29 protein-coding genes and 2 pseudogenes are annotated in these 25,737 nt (G+C 36.0%); 22 read left to right on the top strand and 9 right to left on the bottom strand.

The window, feature by feature from the left end:
• Positions 1–237, top strand: a pseudogene (locus AC1DKZ_RS04855) (alanine dehydrogenase); the annotation flags it as partial.
• Between the two features lie 51 nt (positions 238–288).
• Here AC1DKZ_RS04855 and AC1DKZ_RS04850 read toward each other — a convergent pair.
• Entirely contained in the window at positions 289–714 is a 426-nt protein-coding gene (locus AC1DKZ_RS04850) for a hypothetical protein (RefSeq protein WP_002138610.1), read from the bottom strand.
• The gene (locus tag AC1DKZ_RS04845) at positions 711–974 is read right to left on the bottom strand and encodes a helix-turn-helix transcriptional regulator (RefSeq protein ID WP_002003636.1); all 264 of its coding nucleotides are present in this window, start codon (positions 972–974) and stop codon (positions 711–713) included. Before AC1DKZ_RS04845 ends, AC1DKZ_RS04850 begins: the two co-directional genes overlap by 4 nt.
• 131 nt (positions 975–1,105) lie before the next feature.
• Between AC1DKZ_RS04845 and AC1DKZ_RS04840 the strand changes: the two genes are divergently transcribed.
• From AC1DKZ_RS04840 to AC1DKZ_RS04810, 7 genes and pseudogenes are all read left to right on the top strand, one after another.
• Complete coding sequence (locus tag AC1DKZ_RS04840) at positions 1,106–1,528, top strand: hypothetical protein (protein ID WP_476995715.1); 423 nt, start codon at positions 1,106–1,108, stop codon at positions 1,526–1,528.
• 44 nt (positions 1,529–1,572) lie between these two features.
• Positions 1,573–1,905 (top strand): cupin domain-containing protein, encoded by a 333-nt coding sequence (locus AC1DKZ_RS04835; RefSeq protein ID WP_476995714.1) that lies wholly within the window; start codon positions 1,573–1,575, stop codon positions 1,903–1,905.
• Complete coding sequence (locus tag AC1DKZ_RS04830; protein WP_476995713.1) at positions 1,902–2,696, top strand: GNAT family N-acetyltransferase; 795 nt, start codon at positions 1,902–1,904, stop codon at positions 2,694–2,696. The genes AC1DKZ_RS04835 and AC1DKZ_RS04830 overlap by 4 nt, the downstream gene beginning before the upstream one ends.
• A gap of 2 nt (positions 2,697–2,698) precedes the next feature.
• Positions 2,699–3,043, top strand: coding sequence for a DUF6176 family protein (locus AC1DKZ_RS04825; protein WP_476995712.1), 345 nt, complete (start codon positions 2,699–2,701; stop codon positions 3,041–3,043).
• Between the two features lie 71 nt (positions 3,044–3,114).
• Positions 3,115–3,570 (top strand): GNAT family N-acetyltransferase, encoded by a 456-nt coding sequence (locus AC1DKZ_RS04820; RefSeq protein ID WP_219303669.1) that lies wholly within the window; start codon positions 3,115–3,117, stop codon positions 3,568–3,570.
• 125 nt (positions 3,571–3,695) lie between these two features.
• Positions 3,696–3,986, top strand: a pseudogene (locus AC1DKZ_RS04815) (anti sigma factor C-terminal domain-containing protein); the annotation flags it as partial.
• A gap of 63 nt (positions 3,987–4,049) precedes the next feature.
• Positions 4,050–4,256 carry a hypothetical protein gene (locus AC1DKZ_RS04810; protein ID WP_002088956.1) on the top strand — a complete coding sequence of 69 codons (207 nt, stop codon included), beginning with the start codon at positions 4,050–4,052 and terminating at the stop codon, positions 4,254–4,256.
• 13 nt (positions 4,257–4,269) lie between these two features.
• Here AC1DKZ_RS04810 and AC1DKZ_RS04805 read toward each other — a convergent pair whose 3' ends face one another.
• On the bottom strand, positions 4,270–5,100 hold the full coding sequence (locus AC1DKZ_RS04805; RefSeq protein ID WP_061688724.1) for a DUF2785 domain-containing protein: 831 nt from the start codon (positions 5,098–5,100) through the stop codon (positions 4,270–4,272).
• 93 nt (positions 5,101–5,193) lie between these two features.
• On the opposite strand from AC1DKZ_RS04805, the gene AC1DKZ_RS04800 reads away from it, so the two are divergent.
• Positions 5,194–5,568, top strand: coding sequence for a hypothetical protein (locus tag AC1DKZ_RS04800; protein WP_476995711.1), 375 nt, complete (start codon positions 5,194–5,196; stop codon positions 5,566–5,568).
• A 20-nt stretch (positions 5,569–5,588) separates the two neighbouring features.
• Entirely contained in the window at positions 5,589–5,960 is a 372-nt protein-coding gene (locus tag AC1DKZ_RS04795; RefSeq protein WP_476995710.1) for a DUF3221 domain-containing protein, read from the top strand.
• Between the two features lie 28 nt (positions 5,961–5,988).
• On the opposite strand, the gene pepQ is transcribed toward AC1DKZ_RS04795, so the two are convergent.
• Complete coding sequence (gene pepQ / locus AC1DKZ_RS04790; RefSeq protein WP_002088955.1) at positions 5,989–7,086, bottom strand: Xaa-Pro dipeptidase; 1,098 nt, start codon at positions 7,084–7,086, stop codon at positions 5,989–5,991.
• Positions 7,087–7,235: 149 nt separating this feature from the next.
• On the opposite strand from pepQ, the gene AC1DKZ_RS04785 reads away from it, so the two are divergent.
• Positions 7,236–7,919, top strand: coding sequence for a metal-dependent hydrolase (locus AC1DKZ_RS04785; RefSeq protein ID WP_193662813.1), 684 nt, complete (start codon positions 7,236–7,238; stop codon positions 7,917–7,919).
• 40 nt (positions 7,920–7,959) lie between these two features.
• Here the strand turns inward: AC1DKZ_RS04785 and AC1DKZ_RS04780 are convergent, their stop codons facing one another.
• Positions 7,960–8,121 (bottom strand): hypothetical protein, encoded by a 162-nt coding sequence (locus tag AC1DKZ_RS04780; protein WP_100248390.1) that lies wholly within the window; start codon positions 8,119–8,121, stop codon positions 7,960–7,962.
• A gap of 249 nt (positions 8,122–8,370) precedes the next feature.
• Here AC1DKZ_RS04780 and AC1DKZ_RS04775 point away from each other — a divergent pair, with 249 nt between their 5' ends.
• Together AC1DKZ_RS04775 and AC1DKZ_RS04770 are read left to right on the top strand one after the other, a co-directional pair.
• Positions 8,371–9,684 (top strand): CBS domain-containing protein, encoded by a 1,314-nt coding sequence (locus tag AC1DKZ_RS04775; protein WP_002088951.1) that lies wholly within the window; start codon positions 8,371–8,373, stop codon positions 9,682–9,684.
• A gap of 212 nt (positions 9,685–9,896) precedes the next feature.
• Positions 9,897–10,160, top strand: coding sequence for a DUF3949 domain-containing protein (locus AC1DKZ_RS04770; RefSeq protein ID WP_476995709.1), 264 nt, complete (start codon positions 9,897–9,899; stop codon positions 10,158–10,160).
• A gap of 7 nt (positions 10,161–10,167) precedes the next feature.
• Here the strand turns inward: AC1DKZ_RS04770 and AC1DKZ_RS04765 are convergent, their stop codons facing one another.
• Entirely contained in the window at positions 10,168–10,473 is a 306-nt protein-coding gene (locus AC1DKZ_RS04765) for a YtpI family protein (protein ID WP_002138595.1), read from the bottom strand.
• A gap of 315 nt (positions 10,474–10,788) precedes the next feature.
• On the opposite strand from AC1DKZ_RS04765, the gene AC1DKZ_RS04760 reads away from it, so the two are divergent.
• The gene (locus AC1DKZ_RS04760; RefSeq protein ID WP_476995708.1) at positions 10,789–11,721 is read left to right on the top strand and encodes a DHH family phosphoesterase; all 933 of its coding nucleotides are present in this window, start codon (positions 10,789–10,791) and stop codon (positions 11,719–11,721) included.
• A gap of 52 nt (positions 11,722–11,773) precedes the next feature.
• Here AC1DKZ_RS04760 and ytrI read toward each other — a convergent pair whose 3' ends face one another.
• Together ytrI and AC1DKZ_RS04750 are read right to left on the bottom strand one after the other, a co-directional pair.
• Positions 11,774–12,277, bottom strand: coding sequence for a sporulation membrane protein YtrI (ytrI, locus tag AC1DKZ_RS04755; RefSeq protein WP_002088948.1), 504 nt, complete (start codon positions 12,275–12,277; stop codon positions 11,774–11,776).
• On the bottom strand, positions 12,274–12,687 hold the full coding sequence (locus AC1DKZ_RS04750) for a YtrH family sporulation protein (protein WP_002015507.1): 414 nt from the start codon (positions 12,685–12,687) through the stop codon (positions 12,274–12,276). The genes ytrI and AC1DKZ_RS04750 overlap by 4 nt, the downstream gene beginning before the upstream one ends.
• 42 nt (positions 12,688–12,729) lie before the next feature.
• On the opposite strand from AC1DKZ_RS04750, the gene dnaE reads away from it, so the two are divergent.
• From dnaE to AC1DKZ_RS04710, 8 genes are all read left to right on the top strand, one after another.
• Entirely contained in the window at positions 12,730–16,062 is a 3,333-nt protein-coding gene (gene dnaE / locus AC1DKZ_RS04745) for a DNA polymerase III subunit alpha (RefSeq protein ID WP_476995707.1), read from the top strand.
• 133 nt (positions 16,063–16,195) lie between these two features.
• Complete coding sequence (gene ystJ / locus AC1DKZ_RS04740) at positions 16,196–17,404, top strand: NADP-dependent malic enzyme (protein WP_161793975.1); 1,209 nt, start codon at positions 16,196–16,198, stop codon at positions 17,402–17,404.
• Between the two features lie 14 nt (positions 17,405–17,418).
• Positions 17,419–18,063: a FadR/GntR family transcriptional regulator gene (locus AC1DKZ_RS04735; protein ID WP_113734121.1), complete on the top strand. Its 645-nt coding sequence runs from the start codon at positions 17,419–17,421 to the stop codon at positions 18,061–18,063.
• Positions 18,064–18,248: 185 nt separating this feature from the next.
• The gene (accD, locus tag AC1DKZ_RS04730; RefSeq protein ID WP_002015500.1) at positions 18,249–19,118 is read left to right on the top strand and encodes an acetyl-CoA carboxylase, carboxyltransferase subunit beta; all 870 of its coding nucleotides are present in this window, start codon (positions 18,249–18,251) and stop codon (positions 19,116–19,118) included.
• Entirely contained in the window at positions 19,106–20,080 is a 975-nt protein-coding gene (gene accA, locus AC1DKZ_RS04725; protein ID WP_476995706.1) for an acetyl-CoA carboxylase carboxyl transferase subunit alpha, read from the top strand. Before accD ends, accA begins: the two co-directional genes overlap by 13 nt.
• Positions 20,081–20,208: 128 nt before the next feature.
• Positions 20,209–21,168, top strand: a complete 960-nt coding sequence (pfkA, locus tag AC1DKZ_RS04720; protein WP_002034288.1) for a 6-phosphofructokinase — start codon at positions 20,209–20,211, stop codon at positions 21,166–21,168.
• Between the two features lie 53 nt (positions 21,169–21,221).
• Positions 21,222–22,979 (top strand): pyruvate kinase, encoded by a 1,758-nt coding sequence (gene pyk, locus AC1DKZ_RS04715; protein ID WP_002088940.1) that lies wholly within the window; start codon positions 21,222–21,224, stop codon positions 22,977–22,979.
• Positions 22,980–23,211: 232 nt separating this feature from the next.
• Positions 23,212–23,601 (top strand): FxsA family protein, encoded by a 390-nt coding sequence (locus AC1DKZ_RS04710; RefSeq protein WP_002088939.1) that lies wholly within the window; start codon positions 23,212–23,214, stop codon positions 23,599–23,601.
• 475 nt (positions 23,602–24,076) lie between these two features.
• Here the strand turns inward: AC1DKZ_RS04710 and ytvI are convergent, their stop codons facing one another.
• Positions 24,077–25,195, bottom strand: a complete 1,119-nt coding sequence (gene ytvI / locus AC1DKZ_RS04705) for a sporulation integral membrane protein YtvI (RefSeq protein WP_002088938.1) — start codon at positions 25,193–25,195, stop codon at positions 24,077–24,079.
• Positions 25,196–25,737 lie beyond the last annotated feature (542 nt).

The following is a 25,737-nucleotide window of genomic DNA, read 5'->3' as shown; positions in this document are numbered from 1 at the left end:
AATATGCCAGGTGCGGTTCCACGTACATCAACTCTTGCATTAACAAACGTAACAGTACCATATGCAGTACAAATTGCTAACAAAGGCTACAAAGAAGCTTGCCTAGGCAACACTGCATTATTAAAAGGTATTAACACATTAGATGGCTACGTAACATTCGAAGCAGTTGCAGAAGCGCACAGCTTACAATACGCTGATGCAAAAGAGCTTCTTGAAAAAGCTCCTGCTTTATCATAATAGAAATAAAATAAAGACCTTTCCTTTGTAGGAAGGGTCTTTTTGTTTAAACTAATTATCTAATTTCTTCACAATTTTCAAGCCGAACATCATTGTGAAGAAAAGAATGCCGAACAAGTAATACAAGGCATACTCAACTCGTATCATCGAATTTTTGTCAGTGATATATAAAATAAATAGTATTGCAGAACCGATTAAATGAGATAGGCCGAAAATTTGTGCCATAAGTTTTAAACTCATCTTCTCGATTCTTTCATCCATTTCAGGTAATGGATATTTCTCGGAATCGTTCTTTTTTTTCTTAAAGAATATTCGTTTCACTACGAATAGTATTAAGGCTAAGAGTATGTATACGCCAGCGAATAGAAGGACAGAACTAATCTTTTCTTCATCATTATTATCGAAATAAAGAAAAGTTGAACCTAACAATAAAATGGTAAGATGCGAAATGAACTCTTGATTAAAAGTATTTTTCATTCTTTTTCCTCCCCAGTTTTATCTAATTGAAATAAATCTTCTACTTTACAGTTGAAAAACTCACATAATTTCAATGCTAATTCTAAACTTGGGTTGTATTTATTCTTCTCGATAGCGATGAGGGATTGTCTAGTGATTTGAACAGAGGAAGCTAATTGCTCTTGGGTGATGTCTCTAACGACGCGGAATTGTTTTACTTTATTTTTAATCAAATATACAAAGTCTCCTTTTTGTAAATTTGTTACATTTATAATATCCATTTTTAGGTAAAAAGTAAACAAAACTTTACAAAAAGTAAATGAAACTTTACGAGAAATATTGCTTGTTACAATGTATATTTTTGTGGTAATTTGGAATTAAACGGAAAATGAAGGTCGATAGAGGGGATTCAATGGGGAGCAAAAAGAGTAAGAAAAAGCAAGCCAAAAGACAAAAGTATATAAAGAAAAAACAGGAACAGAACATACCTCTTTCAAAAAAAGTAGTCATTATAATAGAAAAAACATTTCGGTATATTTGTATGTTCTTGTATGTGATTTTTTGTGTGTTTTTATGTGGGATGGTTAAAAATTTTGGGATAACCCCTAATGTTATTGAAGGTATTTTTGGCGTTACACTTGTTATGGTAGAAGGATTCTTATTCTTTATATTATTTGATAAATTGTGGCCTAGTCATGAAAGTAAAAAAGATAGAAAAAGAAGAAAAAAATCTTCATCCGATTCAAGCTCATCAAGCGGATTTGGTGATTACAGTAGCAACGATTGTAGCAGCTCAAGTGATGGTGGAGGAGATTGCGGAGGTGGTGGAGACTAAATTAGTTTTTCAGAAGAACGGCTAATGAAAGGGTGGGACGAAAGATGGAAACTGTGAATTTATTAGAATTAACAAAGGACATTCAAGATCAACATAAAAATTTCGTCGTTTCAAATGTAAATAGTCATTGCTTACGAATCGCTGTATTTACTGGCGAATATGATTGGCACTATCATTCTAATTCGGATGAATTATTTATTGTGCTAGAGGGAGAACTATTGATCGATTTTGAAGATGGAGAAACGGCGGTTTTAAAGCCAAATGATTCTATCTTAATTCCAGCATGCACGATTCATAGAACGAGAGCATTGGAGAGAACGGTAAATCTTTGTTTTGAAAATATAGAGGCTGATACGATTAAAGTGGAGCAATTATGAAAACATTATCTGTAGCCGAGTATAGGAAAATTCTTCCGATTTTAGAAGGTCATACAAGGACAACAACCTTTGCTCATGCGGTATGTGATCAAATGATAGATGGTGAAGTTTTTGCAAACGAGAAGTTAACAGCAGGACTAATTCGTACAGCTAATGGTATCTATTATTTATTTGGTGATACGGATGATCAAAATTATAACGAATATTTATTTGCGTATTTAAAAATGGCTATTGAAAAAACAGAGAAGAGATTTACATTGTTCACTTCGAGTGACGAGTGGGAAATGATGTTAGAAGAGCGTTTTAGTAATGCATTTCGGAACATCCCACGAATGACATTTCAATTTCAAAGAGAAGTTTTTGAAGATAGAAGAATAGAATTAAACAAAAATACATATGAAATTAAACGTATTGATAAAAGTGATATAGAACGAAGTAATGAATTTACAGAGGATTATTACAAAGAATATTGGGGATCAAAAGAAGTGTTTTTAAATAACGGCTTTGGTTTTTGTATAGAACAAGATGGGATGATTGTAGCCGAATGCGTCTCAATATTTATAGGGAATGGTTTTGCTGAAATTGATATTGCAACACATGAAGCACATCAAGGGAAAGGGTTAGCTCAAGCTGTCGCAACACGTTTCATTGAACAGTGTATACAAAATCATATTACACCATGCTGGGATTGTAATGTAGATAACATTCCCTCACAAAAATTAGCTAGTAAATTAAGCTTCCATAATCCAGTAGAATATGTTTTATTTGTACGCAAGAAAATGGGGGAATAAAAATGAACGTAGAATTAACGAGATTTAAAGTGAAACAAGGTAAAAGTCATCGTGTAGATGAATGGATGCAGCTTCTTAATGACAATATGAAAGAAGTACTTTTGACATTAAACGACGAAAAGATGTATGTAGAGACAATTTTCCGGGAAATAAGAGATGGAAAAGAGTACTTATATTGGTATTCTGTGCAAGGAGAAGGCGGTACTTATGTCGAAAATTCTCATCATGAGATTGATAAAAAGCATTTAGAGTTTTGGTATGAATGTATTGATGAAGAAGCACCGTCTGTTGATATGAAAACAGAAGTCGTTATGATTCAAGATGTTGTGAAAGAAGTGATGAAATAATAGAGTAGTATTTTGTAAAGATAAACCATCCTCTTTTTTGGTGAAATATATATTATTGGAGATGCTGTAAGATGCGAATTAGTCATAAATATATCACTCTCGATGAAATAGAGATAATCAGAGACTCATTAGATAAATTGCATGAATATCATAACAGTAAATCAAAATATTTTTCTGGTGATTATCCAAGAATGACATTTGAGGAACGTATTGAAGATTATAAAAAAAATTCAAAGTACGGAGAATATAGAATTGAACTATTGATTGAGTCAGAAACAGATAATATATTAGGCTTTTGTATAGCGTATAGTAAAAGCGTAAGTGGGAAGATTGAAGTTTTATTTGTTGATGAAAAATATCGAAGAAACGGATACGGTTTGAAATTAATGAATAGTGCAGTGGAATGGTTTAAAGAAAAGCAAGTAGATGACATTGAATTAATAGTAGTGTACGGAAATGAAGCTGTATCGTTTTATCAAAAGCTGGGATTTTATCCACGTTCAATTATTATGACAACTAAATCATAAAGATATTATGAGAATATATCTTTTAAATGAGTGGAAGTTTTTATTTCGAAAAAATTGATTTGTATGTTGAAAAATTAAAATATATGTGAGAAGTACATTAAAATGGATGTGCTTTTTATTATGAAAATGTTTTTGGATTTGAAGGAAGTTATTCAAAAGTGAAAGAAGATATGAAAAACGATATAACAATAAACTCAAAAGAATTTCTATACCAAATGAAGTATTTAGCAAAAAATAGTGAAGGTATACCAAGTGATTATTTTGAACAATATTATAAAGAAATAAAAAACACGAAACCAAAAGACCTACCAATATACAGTGTAGTCGTAACAGGGAAAACAGAGGATTTACAAGGTTTACAAGGAGCACCATATATTAAGGTGGCTGTAAGAGGCGTAACAGTTGAGAAATATTGATCACAATTAATTAATGTGAATAATCAGAAAATTTATGTTATAATATGGGAAAAGGAGGCTTATATGAGGCAAATACATGGAGCAATTTATATTTACATAACAATGTTTTTCGTGGCGATATCCTATGGATTAGGGCACGTGTATTCGCATCCTATACTAACTTTTTTAAGCGGAGCATGTATGGCGTTTGCGCTTCTTGTCCACCTTTTCTCAGTTTGGATCGTGAAATTTCAAATAAATATTAGTGAGATAGAAGAAGGCACTTTTTGAGTGGCCTTCTTTTTTAGTAATAATATTTATGAAGTTCTTGTAGTAATTTTTCAACTTCACGTTCAGTTTTTTTACATATAGACATTGTACGTAATTTGAAAAATAAGCTGCGCAAGAAAGATTTTATATTTCCGTATAGAAATTCATACGAGTCAATATGTAGTGTCGGTTTTTGAACTTGTAATTGAGCTACTAGATCACGAAGGGCTAATATGAGTATTTCTTCCTCCAAGCCATTTTGCAGCATTATGACAATCGGATAAACGAGACGCTCATCTTCTTCATATTTGTAATAAATGGAATGGACACAAACTTTGTTTAATAAAGTTTGTAGTATTTTTTCGTAATGTGAAGTTTCCAGTTTAGGATTATTAACAAGTGCCTCAAATGTATCGGAAGCATGAGCGATACTATGTGCCCAGCCTTGGTCTTGTACATACCCACGGAAATCCTGTTCTTTGTTCATATATAGAATTAATTTATCTTTTACATTTAAAATATCAGTCTGTGATAAGAAATTATGATTTGTATCAGCATCAATAATGAGTGCGATTAATAATGTTGTAAATGCACGGGTAAATACAGCATCGTCTTTATCCGAATGAATCTTATAAAATAAATATTTTTCACTGATGCTTTCTGATAATAGTTTCTGTAAGTGGGTGTGTGAAATATAGTCCTTCTTGATTAGATGATAAAAAGTAGAGTAAATGAGTTTGTCCCTTAAATAGCTATCAGTAACACCGATATGTTGAAGCATACTTGAACTTAAAGAATCAATATTGAGAGCACCATTGATTACGTAATTATTATCACGAATTTCTTCTAACTGTTGTTGTAACATGTAAACCTCCTATTTTAGAAAATTCTGTATATTAATAGTATAATGAGAGGAAGAAATAGACAAGAAATAAGTGCTTTTGAATGGGGGGACATTATGAAGAGAGCATTATTCTTTTTTATTAGTATTTTCTTTTTTGGAAGTTGTTCGATTTCGTATGTTACTTTTTCTAGCGAGAGCAAAAGTTGGACGGGGCAATATAAAGGTCATATTAAGGATGACAGTGAAGATGGAATGTTTACGTTTCAGTATAAGGGCGGAGATGGGAATACAGAATTTAAAAATTTAGAGATTGCTATTAATGAAGCGTTTAGTACAATGACACAAACGTTAGAAAGTCATAAAGGGGCAAGGATTGAAATGAAATCATCTTGTGTAAGTTGTGCGCCTTTATCTAAAGGTGAACCGATAGAGGTTGTGATTAAATGGGATGATAAGTATGAAGAGAAGATGGTTTTAAAGCGGAAATAGCGAAGAGTGAGGGATTAAAAATGAATAGAAATATGAAAATTTCTATTCATATATTTTTAAGTGTACTTCTAATCATATTATCAGCGTGTACTACGAAAACAGTGGAGCAAGTAGGAGTAAAAGAAGAACCTAAAGAAGGGTATGTAATATTGAGAAATGGCACAATATTTTTTGACAGTGATAAAACTTTTAAAACAAAAGTAGAGTTGCAGAATTATATGGAACAACAAATGAATAAAGAGCATCCATCACATACAGTCTTGAGTTTTAAGAATAAAGACGCATATAATCAATTAAAAACAGGGGATAAAATAAAAGTATGGTCTTCTCAAACACTTGAGAGTTATCCATCAAAAATGATTGTAGAGAAATTTGAAATAGTAGAGAAATAGAAAAGGCAGCAATTACGCTGCCTTTTTATTATTTCACAAATTGTAATTCTTTCGGGAATTTCGTTAAGATTTCTGATCCGTCTTTTGTGATGTAAATATCATCTTCAATACGAACGCCGCCTACGTTTGGTACGTAAATACCTGGCTCGATTGTGAAGACCATACCTTCTTTTAATAGAGACTCATTGCCTTCTTTTACATCTGGATATTCGTGTACGCTAATTCCAAGTCCGTGACCAAGTCGGTGTGGGAAGAAGTCTCCATAACCTGCATCTGCGATAACAGAGCGAGCGGCGTTGTCAATTGCACCAAATGTAACGCCTGGTTTACATGCTTCAACTGCTTGTAGTTGTCCAGCAAGTACAGTGTTGTAAATGCGAGTTTGTTCTTCAGAAATATCACCAAATGCTACTGTACGCGTAATGTCAGAGCAATAACCTTCAATGATTACACCTAAATCAAATAGTACGAAATCGCCGCGTTTCATTTTGTTTGCACCTGGAATACCGTGTGGAAGAGCAGAGTTTGCACCTGCTAATACCATCGTATCGAATGACATTTTATGGATGCCTTTTGTTTTTAATTCATGCTCAATAATTGCTAATACTTCTAGCTCACTACGATTTTCTTTAATTGCATTTACACCAACTTCAACAGCATAATCTGCCATTTTAGCTGCTTCACGTAAAATAGAAAGTTCTTTTTCGTCTTTAATTAAGCGAAGCTCGCGAACTTTCTCTTCAGCTGATTTGAAAGCTGCATTTGGGAATAACTTTGTTAATTCTTCGTAACGTTCTACGTTTAAATGTTCTTTTTCAATTGCAACTGCATTTGCATCAATACCACGATCTTTAATTGCTTTTGCAATCATATCCCATGGTCTGTCCGTATCAGTAAATCCGATGATTTCATGTGCCCAGCCAGCGTTACGTGCTTGACCTTCTTCCATTTTAGGACAAATTAAAATAGGCTCTTTTTCTTGGAATACAAACATACCAAGTAGTCTTTCATGTGGTTCACAGTGGAAGTTTGTCATGTAGAAGACGTTCGGTGTAGAAGTTAAGAACGCAGCTTCTACGTTTTTTTCTTTTAGCCATTGCATTAAATTTTCTAATCTAGCATTCATCGATTGGCACCCCCGAGATATTTAATTACAAATATAACTTTACATCGGAGGAAAGCGTTATGACAAGTAAATCGATGTTAGAAAAGACAGGGAATTGAGAAATCATGTAGAATAAAAAGTGAGAATGTGAATAGGGGAGGAATGTAATGATGAAAGTATCGTATCACGGACATTCAGTTGTAAAGATTGAAACGAATGGAAAAGTTATTTTAATTGACCCATTTTTAACGGGAAATCCGAAAACAGATTTAAAGGCTGAAGATGTAAAAGTTGATGCGATTATTTTATCGCACGGACACGGTGATCATGTTGGGGATACAGTAGCGTTAGCAAAGAACAATAATGCGGTCGTTGTGGCACCGTTTGAATTAGCGACATTTTTAGGATGGCAAGGTGTAAATACACATCCAATGCATATTGGTGGTTCACATGAATTTGACTTTGGAAAGGTGAAATTTACTCAAGCATTCCACGGCTCTAGTTATATTGATGAAGAAAATAAGACGATTACATATACAGGTATGCCAGCTGGTATTTTGTTTACAGCAGAGGAGAAAACGGTATATCATGCAGGAGACACTGCTTTATTCTCTGATATGAAGTTAATTGGAGAACTGAATAATATTGATGTAGCATTTTTGCCAATTGGCGATAATTTCACAATGGGGCCAGAAGATGCTGTGTTAGCAGCAAAATGGATAGAGGCGAAAACAGTTGTACCGATGCATTACAATACGTTCCCGGTTATTGAACAAGATCCATATCAATTTGTAGAAAAGCTACAAAATTGTACAGGGAAAGTATTAGAAGCTGGAGAAAGTATTACACTATAAAAAAGAAACCCTTCATTTGAAATGACAAGTGAAGGGTTTTTTATGTGTGTAGTACAGTTTTTAAAGTCTGCGCTTGTTTTGGTGATTCTTTTCTTTTTGGAAGTGGCTGTTCGGGTGTTTCATTCAACTCCATTGCAACTTTTTTCCCATCTACGAAAGCTAAAAATACAGCACCTACAACCTCTAAAAATTTTTTCATCATGTATTCGCTCCTTTGTTTCATTTCTTGTCTTGTCTTAATTGTATATGGAATCGGGTGGACAAACTATCGAACGAGATGACAACAGCATTACATTGTTGTAATAGAATGACTGGTGGAATGTAAGGGGTATTTTGTTATAAAAAAAATGGTACAGGCATATAAAGAGAGAGTGTAACAGTTTTGAAAATATAGTATACTAAAAATACAACACATGAAGAATTTAGGGAAAAGAAAGTATGGTGAAACCATTTGGCTACCAAACATAATCAAATTTTAGAACATATTAATAGCCTGCCGGTAGGGCATAAAATTTCTGTGAGGCAAATTGCGAAAGATTTGAGTGTAAGTGAAGGGACAGCTTACCGTGCAATTAAAGACGCAGAAAATAAAGGGTATGTTAGTACAATTGAACGTGTCGGAACAATTCGAATTGAACAAAAGAAGAAAGAGAATATCGAAAAACTGACATATGCAGAAGTCGTTAACATTGTCGATGGTCAAGTACTTGGAGGCAGAGAAGGACTACATAAAACATTAAATAAATTCGTAATCGGGGCTATGAAATTAGAAGCGATGATGCGCTATACAGAAGCAGGGAATTTACTTATCATCGGTAACCGTACGAACGCACATCAATTAGCACTAGAAGCAGGGGCAGCAGTGTTAATTACGGGCGGATTTGATACGGAAGATCATGTGAAGAAATTAGCAGATGAATTAAAGCTTCCAATTATTTCAAGTAGTTATGATACATTTACGGTCGCAACGTTAATTAACCGTGCAATTTATGATCAACTTATCAAGAAAGAAATTGTACTCGTTGAAGATATTTTAACGCCAATTGAAGAAACGTTATATTTAAAGCCAAATGATACAGTACAGCAATGGCATGCGTATAATGAAGAAACGATGCATGGACGTTATCCAATTGTTGATGAAAATAAAAAGGTGTTAGGTATTGTAACTTCAAAAGATATGATTGGTGTCGTGAAAGAAACACCAATTGATAAAGTGATGACAAAGCATCCAATTACGGTAAATGGAAAAATGTCTGTCGCAGCTGCAGCACGTATGATGGTGTGGGAAGGTATTGAGTTACTTCCTGTTGTGGAAGAAGGGAATAAATTGCAAGGGATCATTAGTCGCCAAGATGTACTTCAGGCGTTGCAAATGATTCAACGTCAACCGCAAGTTGGGGAAACAATTGATGACATTGTAACGAACCAATTTATGACGCCGAAAGAAGCGAAAAATGAGCATTTGTATCAATTTTCAGTGACGCCACAAATGACGAATTCAATCGGGACGTTATCTTACGGTGTATTCACAACAATTGTGACAGAAGCAACAAACCGTGTCATTCGTGCGCAGAAGAAGAGCGATTTAATTGTTGAAAACTTAACCATTTATTTCGTAAAGCCAGTTCAAATTGATAATGTTGTATCAGTTCATCCGAAAGTATTAGAAATTGGGCGTAAATTTGGTAAGATTGATGTAGAAGTGCATCATGAAGGTAATGTTGTCGGGAAAGCATTACTTATGGTGCAATTGATCGATAAATAAAAAGATGGAACAAATCGCTTTGGTTTGTTCCATCTTTTTTGTTTTATTGGGTTTGGAAGCTGTTGCTAAAGATGTGGAAGAGTTTTAGCGGGAAATATATATATAAGGAGAGATAAATGTATAATTAGAAAAAACAGAATATTAATTCATTTAGATTGTATACTATGATATAATTAGATTGTAAGATAATGGATGTCGGAAGGGGATGCAATATGTCAGCAGAATTACTCTTTTTTGGTGGTATCGCACTCTTTTATTTCCTTGTGATGATACCAATTCAATACTTATACTTACAAGGATTAAATGAAAAAAAGAAACGAACAGGATTATCTCAGCAAGAACTATACAAACAGATGTCTTTTGAAGAAGAACAATTACATTTTCACGTGCAAGGTAATCTCTTTAATATACCATCTGCGTTTGTTGCATATATGATTTTGAAAGTGAAGGGACGTAAAAAAGCATCACAATGTTGATGCTTTTTTACGTTGTTTTATAAGATTCGGCTTCTTTGACTGCTAATGGTAGAAAATGTTTATATTGGCGGAATCCATTAAATGTACTCGCGCTGCCAAGTAAAATAAACAAAACACCAACGATAATGCGTGCAGTTGAAAGTTCTAAAAAGAATTGGTTTATCCCAAAGAATAGGACGAATAAGCCGAGTGCCATTGCGGATTTTCCTGAGAGCCAACCTTTCTCCATTGGACGGTTTGTACGAAAGAACTTTGTTTTGTAGAAGAGGTACAACACAAATGAGATGATAATACAAAAGACGAATATTGGCATAATACACGCTCCCATCGATTGGTATAAAAATAACAATTTAGAAAAAAGAAAAATCTAAACTTTCTAACTTTTATTATAAAGCAATTGTTCGCATGTATGAAATGTTTTCCGTTATAATGGGGGATAAAGTGAAACTTTAATTAGTGTGGGGAGATCCCACGTACTAATTATTAGCCCTCACCAATCGGGCTTTTACGTGCATCCAGGCTCCAAATTAATTTTGCCCCATTGTTTTTAATACTTTTGAGGTGGGAGTCTTACTACACGTTAATGCGGGATAAAGTGAAGAAGTTGAATAAAAAGGAGATTATACATATGCATGAGCAAATTTTAGGAGCAATTAAAGAGTTTGATACAATTATTATTCATCGTCATGTACGTCCGGATCCGGATGCGTTAGGTTCTCAGTGCGGACTTGGTACAATTCTGCAAGAATCGTTTCCAGAGAAAAATATTTATATGGTTGGGTACAACGAGCCTTCTTTATCATTTTTACGAGTAATGGATGATATTGAAGATAGTGTATATGAAGATGCACTTGTTATCGTATGTGATACTGCGAACCAAGAACGTGTTGACGATCAACGCTATGCAAAAGGGAAGATGTTAATTAAAATTGATCATCATCCGAATGAAGATCCGTACGGAGATATTACATGGGTGGATACGACAGCAAGTTCTACAAGTGAAATGATTTATGAATTTTACAGTTATGGAAAAGATAAAGGATTAACGATTTCAAAGGAAGCAGCTCGCCTTATTTTAGCGGGTATTGTTGGAGATACAGGTCGTTTCTTATTCCCAAATACAACAGCGAAAACACTTCGTTACGTAAGTGAACTCGTTGACATGGATGTAAAATTCACAGATTTATACAATGAAATGTATAAAACGAAAGAAAAAATTGCTCGTTTAAACGGTTATATTTTACAAAACTTTACGATGGTAGAAGAAGGTGCAGCGTACATTAAATTAACGAAAGAGGTACTAGAAGAGTTTGATGTACTTTCTACTGAAGCATCTGGTGTTGTCGGGGCACTTGGTAATATTGATGGATTAAAGGCGTGGGTTCTATTTTTAGAGGAAGATGATGTTATTCGTGTTCGTCTTCGTTCAAAAGGACCAGTTATTAATAAGTTAGCAATGCAATATAATGGCGGAGGACATCCGATGGCTTCTGGTGCAAAAGCATCTTCTTGGGAAGAAGCAGATCGCCTGTTTGCTGATTTACGTGAGCTGTGTAGATAAAAATTGTATGTTGAACGAAAGAGAAGGAGAGGCACTGAAGCCCTCCTTTTTTTTATTTTTCTTTCTCTATATCAATACTAATTTCAAGTACGGTATCAAAAGAGACTGTGTCTACTTTAAAGCGGTATATACGATCGTAATGTTTGTACGTTTTATTTTCGATGACTTTTTTGAGCAGGTCTTTATTTTTTGCGATGCTTTGAATGTTTTTCGTTAAAAGATGCTGGAGATCATTATGGATAGAAGTGGTCATGTTTTCAAGTGTAAGATTGTCTAAATCATATTTTTTTCGATTTATAATTTTTATTTTGATTTCTTGAATTGTTAAGAGCCGTTTATTTTCTGTGTTCAATTTCTCTTGGTCTTCGAGAAGGACGTGGAGTTTTGCTTCTTGTTTTTCGATAATTTCTTTTTGTTCTGCTATTTTGCTAGTTTGTTCTTCTTGAAAAACACCGTATATGTACAAAAAAACAAACCAGCTCAACACTCCTCCAACAGCAGCGCCAGCTAAAACTAAATACCACCTTTTGGCTGTATTGGCACTGGGTACTCTCATACATGTTCCTGTGTAAGCCATTTAATAATAATAAGACCAGTTTGCATACCGCCAGTTGCAAAAAAAATAAGGAGAATTTGTTTTACGATATCTTTCATATCTCCGCCAAAGAAGCTTCTTTCAAAGCTATAAAAGGTATCGAACGTTCCGCCAATTGCTGCAACGAGTGCCCAAATTCTTAAATTTTGGGCGAATTGATTAATATAAGTTAGAGTTGGTTTTCCGATGAGAAATGCACCAAATCCGCCTATTAATGAACCACCAAGTATAACTCCAAAGGCAATAAAATAACTAATAATAAGCAGAGAGAAAAAAGTATGTTCTCTTACATCCATCGTCATTCCCCTTTCTTCTTCATATATATGGACAAAGTATGAGAAGTATGTTTTGATTTCCGCTTTCCTCATCACCTATAATAAAAGTAGTCACATAGGTAAAGAGAGGGTACAACAGTGAAGTTTGTGCATTTACAATGTCAAACCGTTTTTAGTTTATTAAAAAGTGCTTGTAAAATTGATGAGCTTGTCATTCGGGCGAAAGAGCTTGGATTTTCATCGCTGGCCATTACAGATGAAAATGTTATGTATGGAGTTATTCCGTTTTATAAAGCATGCAAGAAAAATGGTATACAGCCTATTATCGGCTTAACAGCTTCTATTTTTAGTGAAGAAGAAGAAAGGTCTTATCCACTCGTCTTACTTGCTGAGAATGAACTAGGCTATCAAAATTTATTAAAGATCTCTAGCAGCATTATGACGAAGTCAAAAGAAGGTATCCCGAAGAAGTGGCTTGCTCATTATGCGAAAGGGTTAATTGCAATTTCACCAGGGAAAGACGGAGAGATTGAACAGCTATTATTAGAAGACAAAGAGAGTCAGGCTGAAGAAGTAGCTCATACGTATCAAAATATGTTCAGCAATTTTTATATAAGTTTGCAGCATCATGCAATTCAAGATGAACTGCTTTTACAAGAAAAACTGCCTGAATTTATTAATAAGGTAAACGTTCCAGTCGTTGCAACAAATGATGTTCGCTATATTAATCAAAGTGACGCACTTGTTCATGAATGTTTATTATCTGTTGAAGGCGGAACGAAAATGACTGATCCAGATAGACCGAGAATGAAAACGGATCAGTATTATTTAAAGTCATCGGATGAAATGGGAGCACTATTTTCTCATGCTGAGGAAGCGGTTCAAAATACAATAACAATCGCGGAACGTTGCCAAGTAGAAATTCCTTTCCATGTAAATCAATTACCGAAATTTCCTGTTCCATCTAACGAGACGAATGATACGTATTTGCGCCGTGTTTGTGAAGAAGGCTTGCAGAGACGCTATGGTACGCCGAAAGAAGCGCATATAGGACGTTTGGATCATGAATTAAATGTTATTTCTCGTATGGGATTTAGCGATTATTTCCTCATCGTATGGGACTTTATGAAATATGCACATGAAAATCATATTTTAACTGGGCCAGGCCGTGGATCGGCAGCTGGTTCACTCGTTTCTTACGTATTGGAAATTACAGATATTGATCCGATTGAATATGAATTATTATTTGAAAGGTTTTTAAACCCTGAACGTGTGACACTTCCAGATATTGATATTGATTTTCCAGATATAAGACGTGATGAGATGATTCGATATGTGAAAGATAAATATGGTCAGCTTCGTGTTGCTCAAATTGTAACGTTCGGAACTCTTGCAGCGAAAGCCGCAATTAGAGACATTGCTCGTGTAATGGGGCTCCTGCCAAGAGATATTGACATATTTTCAAAACTTATCCCATCAAAGCTTGGTATAACGTTAAGAGATGCATATGAGGAATCGCAATCGCTCCGTGAGTTTATACAAGGGAATCTGTTACATGAGCGTGTGTTTGAAATTGCAAAACGTGTAGAGGGATTACCGCGTCATACGTCTATTCATGCAGCTGGCGTTATTATGAGCCAAGAACCGTTAACGGGAAGTGTAGCGATTCAAGAAGGGCATAACGATGTTTATGTTACGCAATATCCAGCTGATGCATTAGAAGAACTTGGATTGCTCAAGATGGACTTTTTAGGCTTACGTAATTTAACGTTACTTGAAAATATTATAAAATTTATTGTTGAAAAAACTGGGAAACAAATTGATATAAGAAATTTACCTCTGCAAGATGAAAAGACGTTTCAATTGTTAGGAAGAGGGGATACAACAGGTGTATTCCAGCTTGAATCAGGTGGTATGCGAAATGTACTTCGTGGGTTAAAACCGAATGAATTTGAAGACATAGTCGCTGTTAACTCGTTATACAGACCAGGACCGATGGAACAAATTCCAACCTTTATTGAATCGAAGCATGGGAAAAGACGAATTGAATATTTACATCCGGATTTAAAGCCGATTTTAGAAAGAACATACGGCGTAATTGTATACCAAGAACAAATTATGCAAATCGCATCGAAGTTAGCTGGATTTTCGCTTGGAGAAGCAGATTTGCTGCGCCGTGCAGTGAGTAAAAAAAATCGTGATATTTTAGATCAAGAACGTAAGCATTTTGTTCAAGGTTGTTTGGAAAACGGATACGATGAGACATCTTCAGAACAAATTTATGATTTAATTGTAAGATTTGCGAATTACGGTTTTAACCGAAGTCACGCTGTAGCTTACAGTATGATCGGATATCAGCTTGCATATTTAAAAGCAAATTATACGCTGGAATTTATGACTGCGTTATTATCAAGTGCAATTGGAAATGAAGATAAGATTGTGCAGTATGTACGAGAAACGAAGCGGAAAGGTTTTCACGTTTTACCGCCGTCTCTTCAGAGAAGTGGTTACAACTTCCAAATAGAAGGAAATGCGATTCGATATAGTTTACTTTCGATTCGGAATATCGGAATGGCTACCGTGACGGCATTACTCGAAGAACGAGAGGAAAAAATGTTCGAAGATTTATTTGAGTTTTGTCTTCGTATGCCATCAAAATTTGTAACAGAGCGAAATTTAGAAGCGTTTGTCTGGTCTGGTTGTTTTGACGGTTTTGGTGTTTCGAGGACGACGTTATGGAGAAGTCTTAAAGGAGCGTTGGAGTATGCAAATCTTGCACGTGATTTTGATTTAGGGGATGCTGTTCCGAAATCAAAATACGTACAAGGAGAAGAGCTATCCTTTATTGAACAGTTAAATAAAGAGAAGGAAGCACTCGGTTTTTATTTATCTAGTTATCCGACAGCGCAGTATGCGGAACTAGGAAAAGAATTAGAAATTCCATCTCTTGCTCAGGCGATGCGACATAAGAAAAAAGTACAAAGAGCGATCGTATATATAACAAGTGTGAAAGTTATTCGTACGAAAAAGTTGCAAAAGATGGCGTTTATTACATTCTGTGATCAAAATGATGAAATGGAAGCCGTTATTTTTCCAGAAACGTATATACATTTTTCAGACAGGTTACAAGAAGGTGCAATCGTTTTAGTTGATGGTACGATCGAGCAAAGAAATCATAAGTTGCAATGGATCGTGAATGGACTATATCCGCTAGAAGAAATGGCTGTTTATGAAGGGATGAAAGAAGCGTCTGTTTACGTGAAATTGCCGTCTCAATATGAAAAAAAGCTTGTAAATCAAGTTACGAAAATATTGTTTGATTATTCAGGTTTTACGAAAGTACTAATTTATTATGAAAAGGAACATAAAATGGTACAATTATCTCGAAGTTTATCGATTCATCCAAGTGAAGAATGTCTAGGAGCACTTCGTGAAATTGTCGGTGACGAAAATGTCGTTGTGAAAATATAATGGACAATTTCCCTACACTTCGATTATTATAGTAGTAGTGTTCGTGGTCAGACCACTTGGAGAAATTGATATCAGCAAGCATAATTTGAGGAGAGTGGATAGTTTGTCAACACTTCGTGAAGAAGCACTTCACATGCATAAAGTGCATCAAGGAAAATTAGAAACTGTATCAAAAGTAAAAGTAGAAAATGCAAAAGATTTAAGTCTTGCATATTCTCCAGGGGTTGCAGAGCCTTGTAAAGAAATTTATGACGATAAAAGTAAGGTATATGAATATACAATGAAGGGAAATATGGTAGCAGTTGTGACAGATGGAACGGCTGTACTTGGTCTTGGTAACATTGGACCTGAAGCATCTCTTCCAGTAATGGAAGGTAAAGCTGTATTATTCAAGAGCTTTGCTGGTGTAGATGCATTCCCGATTGCCTTAAATACAAACGATGTAGATAAAATTGTTGAAACTGTAAAATTAATGGAGCCAACTTTTGGCGGTGTAAACTTAGAAGATATCGCAGCGCCAAACTGCTTCGTTATTGAAGAACGTTTGAAAAAAGAGACAAACATTCCAATATTCCATGATGATCAACACGGAACAGCTATCGTAACAGTAGCAGGCCTTGTGAACGCGCTGAAGTTAGTTGGAAAGAAAATGTCTGACATTAAAGTTGTCGCAAATGGTGCAGGTGCAGCAGGTATTGCAATCATTAAACTTTTATATCGCTATGGTGTACGTGACGTTATTATGTGTGACCGTAAAGGTGCAATCTATGAAGGTCGTCCTGTCGGTATGAATCCGGTGAAAGATGAAGTTGCAAAATATACAAATAAGAGTCGTATAGAAGGTTCTTTAGCTGACGTTTTACAAGGTGCGGACGTATTCATTGGTGTATCTGCAGCAGGTGCATTAACTGAAGAGATGGTTCGTACAATGAATGACGATGCAATTATTTTTGCAATGGCGAATCCGGTTCCAGAAATTATGCCAGAATTGGCAAAAGCAGCGGGCGCAGCTGTTGTTGGAACAGGTCGTTCTGACTTCCCGAACCAAGTAAATAATGTACTAGCGTTCCCAGGGATTTTCCGCGGTGCACTTGATGTACATGCGACACAAATTAATGAAGAAATGAAGATGGCAGCTGTACAGGCCATTGCAGAGCTTGTATCAGAGGATGAGTTGAATGCAGATCATATCATTCCAGCACCATTTGACGCGCGTGTAGCGCCTCAAGTAGCGGCTTACGTTGCGAAAGCAGCAATGGAGACAGGGGTAGCTCGCCGTCAAGTAGATCCAAATGAAGTCGCTGAGAAAACAAAACAATTAGCGCTGATTGGTAAAGAATAAGCGAGGAATTTCCATTGACATCATCAAATACAAAAGTATATCTCGAAATTGTAAAAAAAATCCGTTCCATTATGGAAGAGGATTGTTTAGTAGCAGGGGATCGTTTGCCATCTGAGCGTGAGTTAAGTTCACGCTTAAATGTTGGACGTTCCTCTGTAAGAGAAGCATTACGTGCGTTAGAGCTGGTAGGATTAATTGAAACGAGACGTGGTGAGGGAACGTTTATTCGAAACTTTTACGATAACGGTCTTGTACAATTAATTGCTCCGTTCTTGCTGCAAGATGAGAAAACAATTCGTGATTTATTACAAACAAAACGATTGCTTGAGAAAGATATGATTCGACTTGTATGTAATTTACCGAAAGAAACGTTTTCTGAAGTACTAAGTAAATTACACCAAGTGCTTGAAGAAAACGAAAGCTCAATTCCGGTGCTTCATCAAACGTTCTTTAAAACACTTATTGAACAATTCGATAATTATTTACTCTATCGCATTTGGATGATCGTAAATGATTACGTTGCAACTCTTTCTTGTGAAGTTTCAGGAGATTCTATCGAAATGTATAGAAAGCTTTATGCTACTTTGGAAGCGAAACAAGAAAATGATGCGTTAAAAATTTACGATGAATTAGTAGAGAATATACAGTTTCACTCGTAATGTATAAAATTTGTCGAAATGACCATGACACGTTATGACAAACATTCTACCGCATAGCGGTTAAAGTTAAACGTAAAGAGAGAGGTTATTAGACAGATTGAGAAGATAAGGCTAACATCAAACATTGGTGTTAGCCCCATTTTCTTCTTACGCTAACCTTAGCTCTCAATGAAGGGGGTCAAATTGTGCTAAGAGATTTATTCGTGAAAAAGAAAAAGTACGCTGCAATACCTTCAGAACAAGTACGAAAAGATGTACCAGATGGCGTTATGACAAAATGTCCGAAATGTAAAAAAATCATGTATACGAAAGAGCTTCTTAAAAATTTAAAAGTATGCGTGAATTGTGGATATCATCATCCGATGAATGCATGGGAACGCCTTGATAGTATATTGGACGAAGGTTCATTTCGTGAGTATGACAAAGAGATGGTTTCACTAAATCCACTTGAGTTTCCGGGATATGAAGAGAAACTAGAAAACGATCGTAAGAAGACTAAATTGAATGAAGCGGTTGTAACTGGTGAAGGAACAATTGATGACATGCTTGTTGTTGTTGCAGTAATGGATTCTCGTTTTCGAATGGGCAGCATGGGCTCTGTTGTAGGAGAGAAAATTGCCCGTGCGGTTGAAAAGGCATACGACTTACAAGTTCCATTTATTATCTTTACTGCTTCGGGTGGTGCTCGTATGCAAGAAGGGATATTAAGTTTAATGCAAATGGCAAAAACAAGCGTAGCTTTGAAAAAGCATAGTAATGCAGGAGGGTTATTTATTTCTGTTATGACTCACCCAACGACGGGCGGGGTTTCAGCGAGTTTCGCTTCACTTGGTGATTACAATCTTGCAGAGCCAGGTGCACTTATCGGATTTGCTGGTAGACGTGTAATTGAACAAACAGTGCGTGAGAAACTACCGGAAGATTTCCAAACGGCAGAATTTTTACTAGAGCACGGTCAATTAGATGCGGTGGTGCATCGTGATGATATGAGAGAATCACTCCGTAAGATTTTAGAAGTTCATCAAGGGGGGGAAATGGCTGTATGGCAGAGCTAGAATTTGAAAAACCAGTTGTTGAGCTAAGAAATAAGATTCGTGAACTGAAAGACTATACGAAAAACAGCCAGATGGATTTCAGTGAGGAGATTCGTATTTTGGAAGACAAGCTAGAAAAACTAGAGGAAGATATATACGGCAATATGAAAGTATGGGACCGTGTTCAAATTGCTCGTCATGCAGAACGACCGACAACGCTCGATTATATTGAGCACTTATTTACTAATTTTTTTGAATGTCATGGAGATCGCCTATTTGGCGACGATGCAGCGATTGTCGGCGGCATTGCGAAATATAAGGGGATGCCCGTAACTGTAATTGGGCACCAACGCGGAAAAGATACGAAAGAAAATATTCGTCGTAATTTTGGGATGCCTCATCCAGAAGGATATCGAAAAGCACTGCGTCTAATGAAACAAGCGGAAAAGTTTAATCGTCCCATTATTTGTTTTATCGATACGAAGGGAGCTTATCCTGGTAAAGCAGCTGAAGAACGTGGACAAAGTGAGGCAATTGCCCGTAATTTATTTGAAATGGCGGGTTTAACTGTACCTGTTATTTGTATCGTTATCGGTGAAGGTGGTAGCGGTGGTGCGTTAGGTCTTGGAGTAGGAGATTACATTCATATGCTGGAAAATTCCACTTATTCTGTTATTACACCAGAGGGTGCGGCGGCGATTCTTTGGAAAGATGCTGGTAAAGCAAAAGAAGCTGCAGAAGCGATGAAAATTACAGCATTAGATTTGAAAGAATTAGGTGTAATTGACGAAATTATTCCAGAGGCAAAAGGCGGAGCACATCGTAATGTTTTGAAACAATCAGAAAATATAGATTTAGTGCTTAAGAAAACTTTTGAACAATTAAGCGGAATTTCGAAAGATGAATTAATCGAAAAACGTTATGAAAAATATATGAAAATTGGGCAAGTTTCGTTTTCAAACGCTTCCATTGGGATAAAATAAGAAAAGCGTGCGTTCCTCTTCGCGAATGCACGTTTTTATTATGAAAAGACACATCTTCTCCATTGTGTTTTTGTATTTTTTCGTGTTATTTTATTATAAGGCAAATAATCTTTATGAGGTGAGTACAAATGAAACGTATTGGTGTATTAACAAGTGGTGGAGATTCACCTGGTATGAATGCTGCCATTCGTGCAGTTGTTCGTAAAGCGATTTTCCATGATATTGAAGTATATGGTATTTACCATGGATACGCTGGTTTAATTTCTGGTCATATTGAAAAATTAGAACTTGGTTCTGTTGGCGATATTATCCACCGTGGTGGTACAAAATTATATACAGCAAGATGTCCTGAGTTTAAAGACCCAGAAGTACGACTAAAAGGAATCGAGCAATTAAAGAAACATGGTATTGAAGGACTTGTCGTTATTGGTGGAGATGGTTCGTACCAAGGCGCAAAAAAATTAACTGAGCAAGGATTCCCATGTGTAGGTGTACCAGGTACAATCGACAATGATATCCCTGGAACAGACTTCACAATTGGTTTTGATACAGCTTTAAATACTGTTATTGATGCAATTGATAAAATCCGTGATACAGCTACATCTCATGAACGTACATATGTTATCGAAGTAATGGGACGTCACGCTGGAGATATCGCATTATGGGCTGGTTTAGCTGATGGTGCAGAAACTATCTTAATTCCAGAAGAAAAGTATGACATGGAAGATGTTATCGCTCGTCTGAAACGCGGTAGTGAACGTGGTAAAAAGCACAGTATTATCGTTGTAGCTGAAGGTGTTGGAAGTGCAATTGACATCGGTAAGCACATTGAAGAAGCAACAAGCTTTGATACTCGTGTAACTGTATTAGGTCACGTACAACGTGGTGGATCACCAAGTGCACAAGACCGTGTATTAGCTAGTCGTCTTGGCGCAAGAGCAGTTGAATTATTAATTGCTGGTAATGGCGGACGTTGTGTTGGTATTCAAAATAATAAACTTGTTGATCATGACATTATCGAAGCGTTAGCTCAAAAGCATACAATCGATAAAGATATGTATCAATTATCTAAAGAATTATCTATCTAATTGGCTTAATGCCTTGTATTTGGGAACGGTTTCATAATTTTCGGAGGTGCAATATGCGTAAAACTAAAATTGTATGTACTATAGGTCCTGCTAGTGAAAGTATTGAGAAATTAGAGCAATTAATGGAAGCGGGTATGAACGTTGCTCGTTTAAACTTCTCTCATGGTAGCCATGAAGAGCATGGAGCTCGTATTAAAAATATTCGTGAAGCTTCAAAGAAAACTGGTAAAACAGTTGGTATCTTACTTGATACAAAAGGTCCAGAAATCCGTACACATGACTTCGTAGACGGACAAGCTGAGCTTGTAACAGGTGCAGAAGTAATTCTTTCTACTGAACAAGTATTAGGAACTGCAGAGAAGTTCTCTGTATCTTATGCTGGTCTTTATGATGATGTTGATCCAGGTTCTCGTATTCTAATCGATGACGGTCTTATCGAACTAGAAGTAATCGAGAAAGCTGACGGAAACATCCGTACAAAAGTATTAAACAGCGGAACTGTAAAAAATAAAAAAGGTGTTAACGTACCAAACGTAAGCATTAAGCTTCCTGGTATCACTGAAAAAGACGTGCAAGATATCGTTTTCGGTATCGAGCAAAAAGTTGATTTCATCGCAGCATCTTTCGTACGTAAAGCATCTGACGTATTAGAAATTCGTGAATTATTAGAAGGGCATAACGCTCAATACATCCAAATTATACCGAAAATCGAAAACCAAGAAGGTATCGACAACATCGATTCAATCTTAGAAGTTTCTGACGGTTTAATGGTTGCTCGTGGTGATATGGGTGTAGAAATTCCACCAGAAGAAGTACCATTAGTACAAAAACGTCTAATCAAAAAATGTAACGTATTAGGCAAACCAGTTATTACTGCAACACAAATGTTAGATTCTATGCAACGTAACCCACGTCCAACTCGTGCGGAAGCAAGTGACGTAGCAAACGCAATCTTCGATGGCACAGATGCAATCATGCTTTCTGGTGAAACTGCAGCGGGTCAATACCCAGTAGAATCAGTAACAATGATGGCGAACATTGCAGTACGTGTTGAAAAATCATTACAATACGAAGATATGTTCAAAAAACGCATTAAAGAGTTCACTCCAACAATTACAGATGCAATTAGCCAATCTGTTGCGCATACAGCACTTGCTCTTGATGTAGCTGCAATCGTAGCTCCAACAGAAAGTGGACATACTGCGAAAATGATCTCTAAATACCGTCCGAAATCTCCAATCGTAGCTGTAACATCTGACGAGCAAGTAGGACGTCGTCTTGCACTTGTTTGGGGTGTTCAAGCATTTATGTCTGAGAAACGTGCAGCTTCTACTGACGAAATGTTAGATACAGCAATTCAAACAGGTATGGATGCGGGTCTAATCGGACTTGGAGATACTGTAGTAATCACTGCTGGTGTACCAGTTGCTGAAACTGGTACAACAAACTTAATGAAAATCCACGTTGTTGGTGAAAAAGTTGCTAAAGGGCAAGGAATCGGTCGTAAATCTGCAAAAGGTAAAGTAGTTGTAGCGAAAACAGCTGCTGAAGCTGTAGCGAACGTAAACAAAGGTGATATCCTTGTTACAACAAGCACTGATAAAGATATGATTCCTGCAATTGAAAAAGCTGCTGCTCTAGTTGTAGAAGAAGGCGGTCTAACAAGCCATGCAGCTGTTGTAGGTGTATCAATCGGTATTCCTGTTATCGTTGGTGTAAACGGCGTAACAACAACTTTAAAAAATGGCCAAGAAGTAACAGTTGATGCAGCACGCGGAATTGTTTATAATGGACATGCGGAAGTGCTATAAGAAGTAATACGGAGAGAAGGATCGGAGTCCTTCTCTTTTTTTTACACAAAAAAGGATAGAGATAGCTTTAAATACCTGAAATCGCTTTGAAAAACGTTTATTATAATGTTTAGCGGGAAGAGGGTTATTTGTCCTTTGTGAAGCTTGTATGAGCGTTTTAAGGGGCTTATAAGGGGTTTTGTAAGGGTGATACTTTCAAACCTTTTAAATGAAATATGAAGGAGTGCGAGCTATGAAGTGGTTACTGTTCTTACTTATTTTAGTGCCGGCGATTGAGATTACGGTGTTAATAGGGTCGAGTCATGTAATAGGTTTATGGTCTACGTTCGCTATGATTGTATTTACGGGTATTGTGGGTGTATATTTGGCGAAACGACAAGGGTTTAAAGTACTTAGAGAGATTCAATTTAGGCTAAATAGAGGAGAAATGCCGGGTGATGCGGTTCTAGATGGTATTTTTATATTCGTAGGAGGTATTCTTTTAGTATTGCCTGGATATGTGACGGATATAATAGGTTTTATCTTTGTTGTTCCTATAACGAGGGCTTTATTGAAGCCGGCTGTTATGAAGTGGATTGATTGGAAATTTAGAAAGAGAACTACTATTATTGTTCAGAAATAACGCGTAGATTATAGCGATCTACGCGTTATTTTTTTATTTGCTATTTATAGTCAATTGTTAGCTTCCTGCTCGGGTTGGATTTTTGTTAGTTATTAAACGATAGGATGCAGAGGGTTCTTGTGAATGAAAAGTGTTACATTAGGATGATGTTTTTTGCTTGTAGTAAGATTCGACTAGTGAGCAGAAGTTAGATAGGAGAAGAAAAATTACTGATTAAAGGGTTCATCTGCCTCATTTTTGTATATTTATTCATTTACATAAAAAGTAATAAATGTAAGTAATAATTATGAAATGTATAGAATAAAAATGTATTTTTCCCCTAAAATATGCGTTTTCATGCAAAAAAATAAGAGGATTATCCTTTTTTAGGAAATTCTCTTATAGATGTAGGTAGTGCAAAAAAGTACAGTGAATAATCAGTGGGAATTTCCCACTGATTACAGTTGATTTTTTATTGTGTATGAATTAGGAAATATTATTTTGATGGTGAACCCTTAATGAATTTCCATAAGTCGTGGAATACATGAGCTTTGTGTAATGTATTAAGTAGTACTAATATGACTGGACCGATGATTAATCCTAAAAAACCAAAGAGCTTAAAGCCGACAAATAGAGCGATGAGTGTCGCTAATGGATCTAGTCCAATATTAGATGAAAGTACTTTTGGCTCCATGATTTGTCTTTGGACAATCACGACGATGTATAGGATGAGAAGACCGATGGCGAATGCAGTATCGCCTGTGAAAAATACGTATATAACCCAAGGAACGAAGACGGCTCCAGTTCCTAAATACGGGAGTAAATCTACAACCCCTGTAATAATCGCGATAGTAATTGCGTATGGCACGCGTAATATTAAAAGGCCGATTAGTACAATGATAGTTGTCATAGATACGAGTGTAAGTTGCGCTTTAACAAAACCAAACAAAGCTTTTCTTAAATCGACAAAAATAGTTTTTCCGTATCCATGCACACGATTAGGTAGAAGTTTTCTTACTTTATGAGCAAGACGGTGCCAATCGTAACTAATGAAGAAGGTGGCTAATAAGACGAAGACAAGGACAGTTAAAGTTGTTGGTAATGCACTAATGAAATTTGTTAACCCACTTATAATGGCGGTTAAAAGTTCTTTCATTTGTGTCGTTGCTTCGGTGCCTAAGTTTTGAATGTTTTGTGTAATAGTGTATCGCTGTGGTTCTCCGAGATGATTAAATTTAGAGATTAAATCATCATAGAGAGGCATAATATGGTTAAGTGCAAATTGTTGGGCGAATGCAACGATATCTGGAAACTTTACTGTAACAATTTGTAGTAAGTACGTTGTGGCAGATATTGCTTCAGTTACAAGGTATGTAACAAGTCCAACGATAGCTCCGAATACGAGAATTAAGCTAACGAGTACCGCTAATGCGCGAGGGAATTGTAGTTTTTGATTAAGGAAATTGACGACAGGATTAATCAAATAAGCGAATGCAAAAGCGATAATAAAAGGGTAGATAAGGCCTGACATGTACAGCAATGCATAGAACCCAACTACCGTTGCTACAATGACAAATATGAGTCGTAATATCATATATAGTAAGTTTCGGTTCAAAGATGTATACCTCCCATTCCAATTTGGATTATCCTAATTCGTTCAACTTATAACTAGTGAGATTCACTGATCAAAGTTTCACTTTACCCCGCTATTTGCGGGCAGTAAATCTCCTACCCGAAGTGCAGCTGGATCAAAGGAGTTAGCTGGAGATAAACTGTCCGTAAATGCCCGATTGGTGAAGGCTAATAATCAGTGGAAAGTGCCCCACTGATCAAAGTTTCACTTTATGTTATAGTGGAATGATGGATTTTTCCTGCTTTTTCAGTATATGAGTGACCGGAAAAGCTTGGTGTTGATGCTTCTACTATATGGTAAAAACTTCATTTTCTCTTCTTTTTATTTTACCTGTTTCTTAATAGAAAAGAAAGGAGAGACGACCGTTTTTAAAAGTGTATACATGCTTAAATTTTTGATGGTTAGAGTTTCAGTTTGTCATTTTAAAATATGAAAAAAATGAAGTGGTTATTGTTGCATATACATCGATATAGCATGTATAACGATAAGTTTAAAGGTATTTTTGTTTGGAAGTGAGTTCATTA

Source organism: Bacillus sp. 05T21 (assembly GCF_056396785.1).
This window is presented reverse-complemented; position numbering and strand designations above follow the sequence as displayed.

Excerpts from the sequence above, each read along its gene's own strand:
- AC1DKZ_RS04850 (WP_002138610.1), bottom strand. The coding sequence starts at position 714 with ATGAAAAATACTTTTAATCAAGAGTTCATTTCGCATCTTACCATTTTA.
- AC1DKZ_RS04845 (WP_002003636.1), bottom strand. The coding sequence starts at position 974 with ATGGATATTATAAATGTAACAAATTTACAAAAAGGAGACTTTGTATAT.
- AC1DKZ_RS04840 (WP_476995715.1), top strand. The coding sequence starts at position 1,106 with ATGGGGAGCAAAAAGAGTAAGAAAAAGCAAGCCAAAAGACAAAAGTAT.
- AC1DKZ_RS04835 (WP_476995714.1), top strand. The coding sequence starts at position 1,573 with ATGGAAACTGTGAATTTATTAGAATTAACAAAGGACATTCAAGATCAA.
- AC1DKZ_RS04830 (WP_476995713.1), top strand. The coding sequence starts at position 1,902 with ATGAAAACATTATCTGTAGCCGAGTATAGGAAAATTCTTCCGATTTTA.
- AC1DKZ_RS04825 (WP_476995712.1), top strand. The coding sequence starts at position 2,699 with ATGAACGTAGAATTAACGAGATTTAAAGTGAAACAAGGTAAAAGTCAT.
- AC1DKZ_RS04820 (WP_219303669.1), top strand. The coding sequence starts at position 3,115 with ATGCGAATTAGTCATAAATATATCACTCTCGATGAAATAGAGATAATC.
- AC1DKZ_RS04810 (WP_002088956.1), top strand. The coding sequence starts at position 4,050 with ATGAGGCAAATACATGGAGCAATTTATATTTACATAACAATGTTTTTC.
- AC1DKZ_RS04805 (WP_061688724.1), bottom strand. The coding sequence starts at position 5,100 with ATGTTACAACAACAGTTAGAAGAAATTCGTGATAATAATTACGTAATC.
- AC1DKZ_RS04800 (WP_476995711.1), top strand. The coding sequence starts at position 5,194 with ATGAAGAGAGCATTATTCTTTTTTATTAGTATTTTCTTTTTTGGAAGT.
- AC1DKZ_RS04795 (WP_476995710.1), top strand. The coding sequence starts at position 5,589 with ATGAATAGAAATATGAAAATTTCTATTCATATATTTTTAAGTGTACTT.
- pepQ (WP_002088955.1), bottom strand. The coding sequence starts at position 7,086 with ATGAATGCTAGATTAGAAAATTTAATGCAATGGCTAAAAGAAAAAAAC.
- AC1DKZ_RS04785 (WP_193662813.1), top strand. The coding sequence starts at position 7,236 with ATGAAAGTATCGTATCACGGACATTCAGTTGTAAAGATTGAAACGAAT.
- AC1DKZ_RS04780 (WP_100248390.1), bottom strand. The coding sequence starts at position 8,121 with ATGATGAAAAAATTTTTAGAGGTTGTAGGTGCTGTATTTTTAGCTTTC.
- AC1DKZ_RS04770 (WP_476995709.1), top strand. The coding sequence starts at position 9,897 with ATGTCAGCAGAATTACTCTTTTTTGGTGGTATCGCACTCTTTTATTTC.
- AC1DKZ_RS04765 (WP_002138595.1), bottom strand. The coding sequence starts at position 10,473 with ATGCCAATATTCGTCTTTTGTATTATCATCTCATTTGTGTTGTACCTC.
- AC1DKZ_RS04760 (WP_476995708.1), top strand. The coding sequence starts at position 10,789 with ATGCATGAGCAAATTTTAGGAGCAATTAAAGAGTTTGATACAATTATT.
- ytrI (WP_002088948.1), bottom strand. The coding sequence starts at position 12,277 with ATGAGAGTACCCAGTGCCAATACAGCCAAAAGGTGGTATTTAGTTTTA.
- ystJ (WP_161793975.1), top strand. The coding sequence starts at position 16,196 with ATGCATAAAGTGCATCAAGGAAAATTAGAAACTGTATCAAAAGTAAAA.
- accA (WP_476995706.1), top strand. The coding sequence starts at position 19,106 with ATGGCAGAGCTAGAATTTGAAAAACCAGTTGTTGAGCTAAGAAATAAG.
- pfkA (WP_002034288.1), top strand. The coding sequence starts at position 20,209 with ATGAAACGTATTGGTGTATTAACAAGTGGTGGAGATTCACCTGGTATG.
- pyk (WP_002088940.1), top strand. The coding sequence starts at position 21,222 with ATGCGTAAAACTAAAATTGTATGTACTATAGGTCCTGCTAGTGAAAGT.
- AC1DKZ_RS04710 (WP_002088939.1), top strand. The coding sequence starts at position 23,212 with ATGAAGTGGTTACTGTTCTTACTTATTTTAGTGCCGGCGATTGAGATT.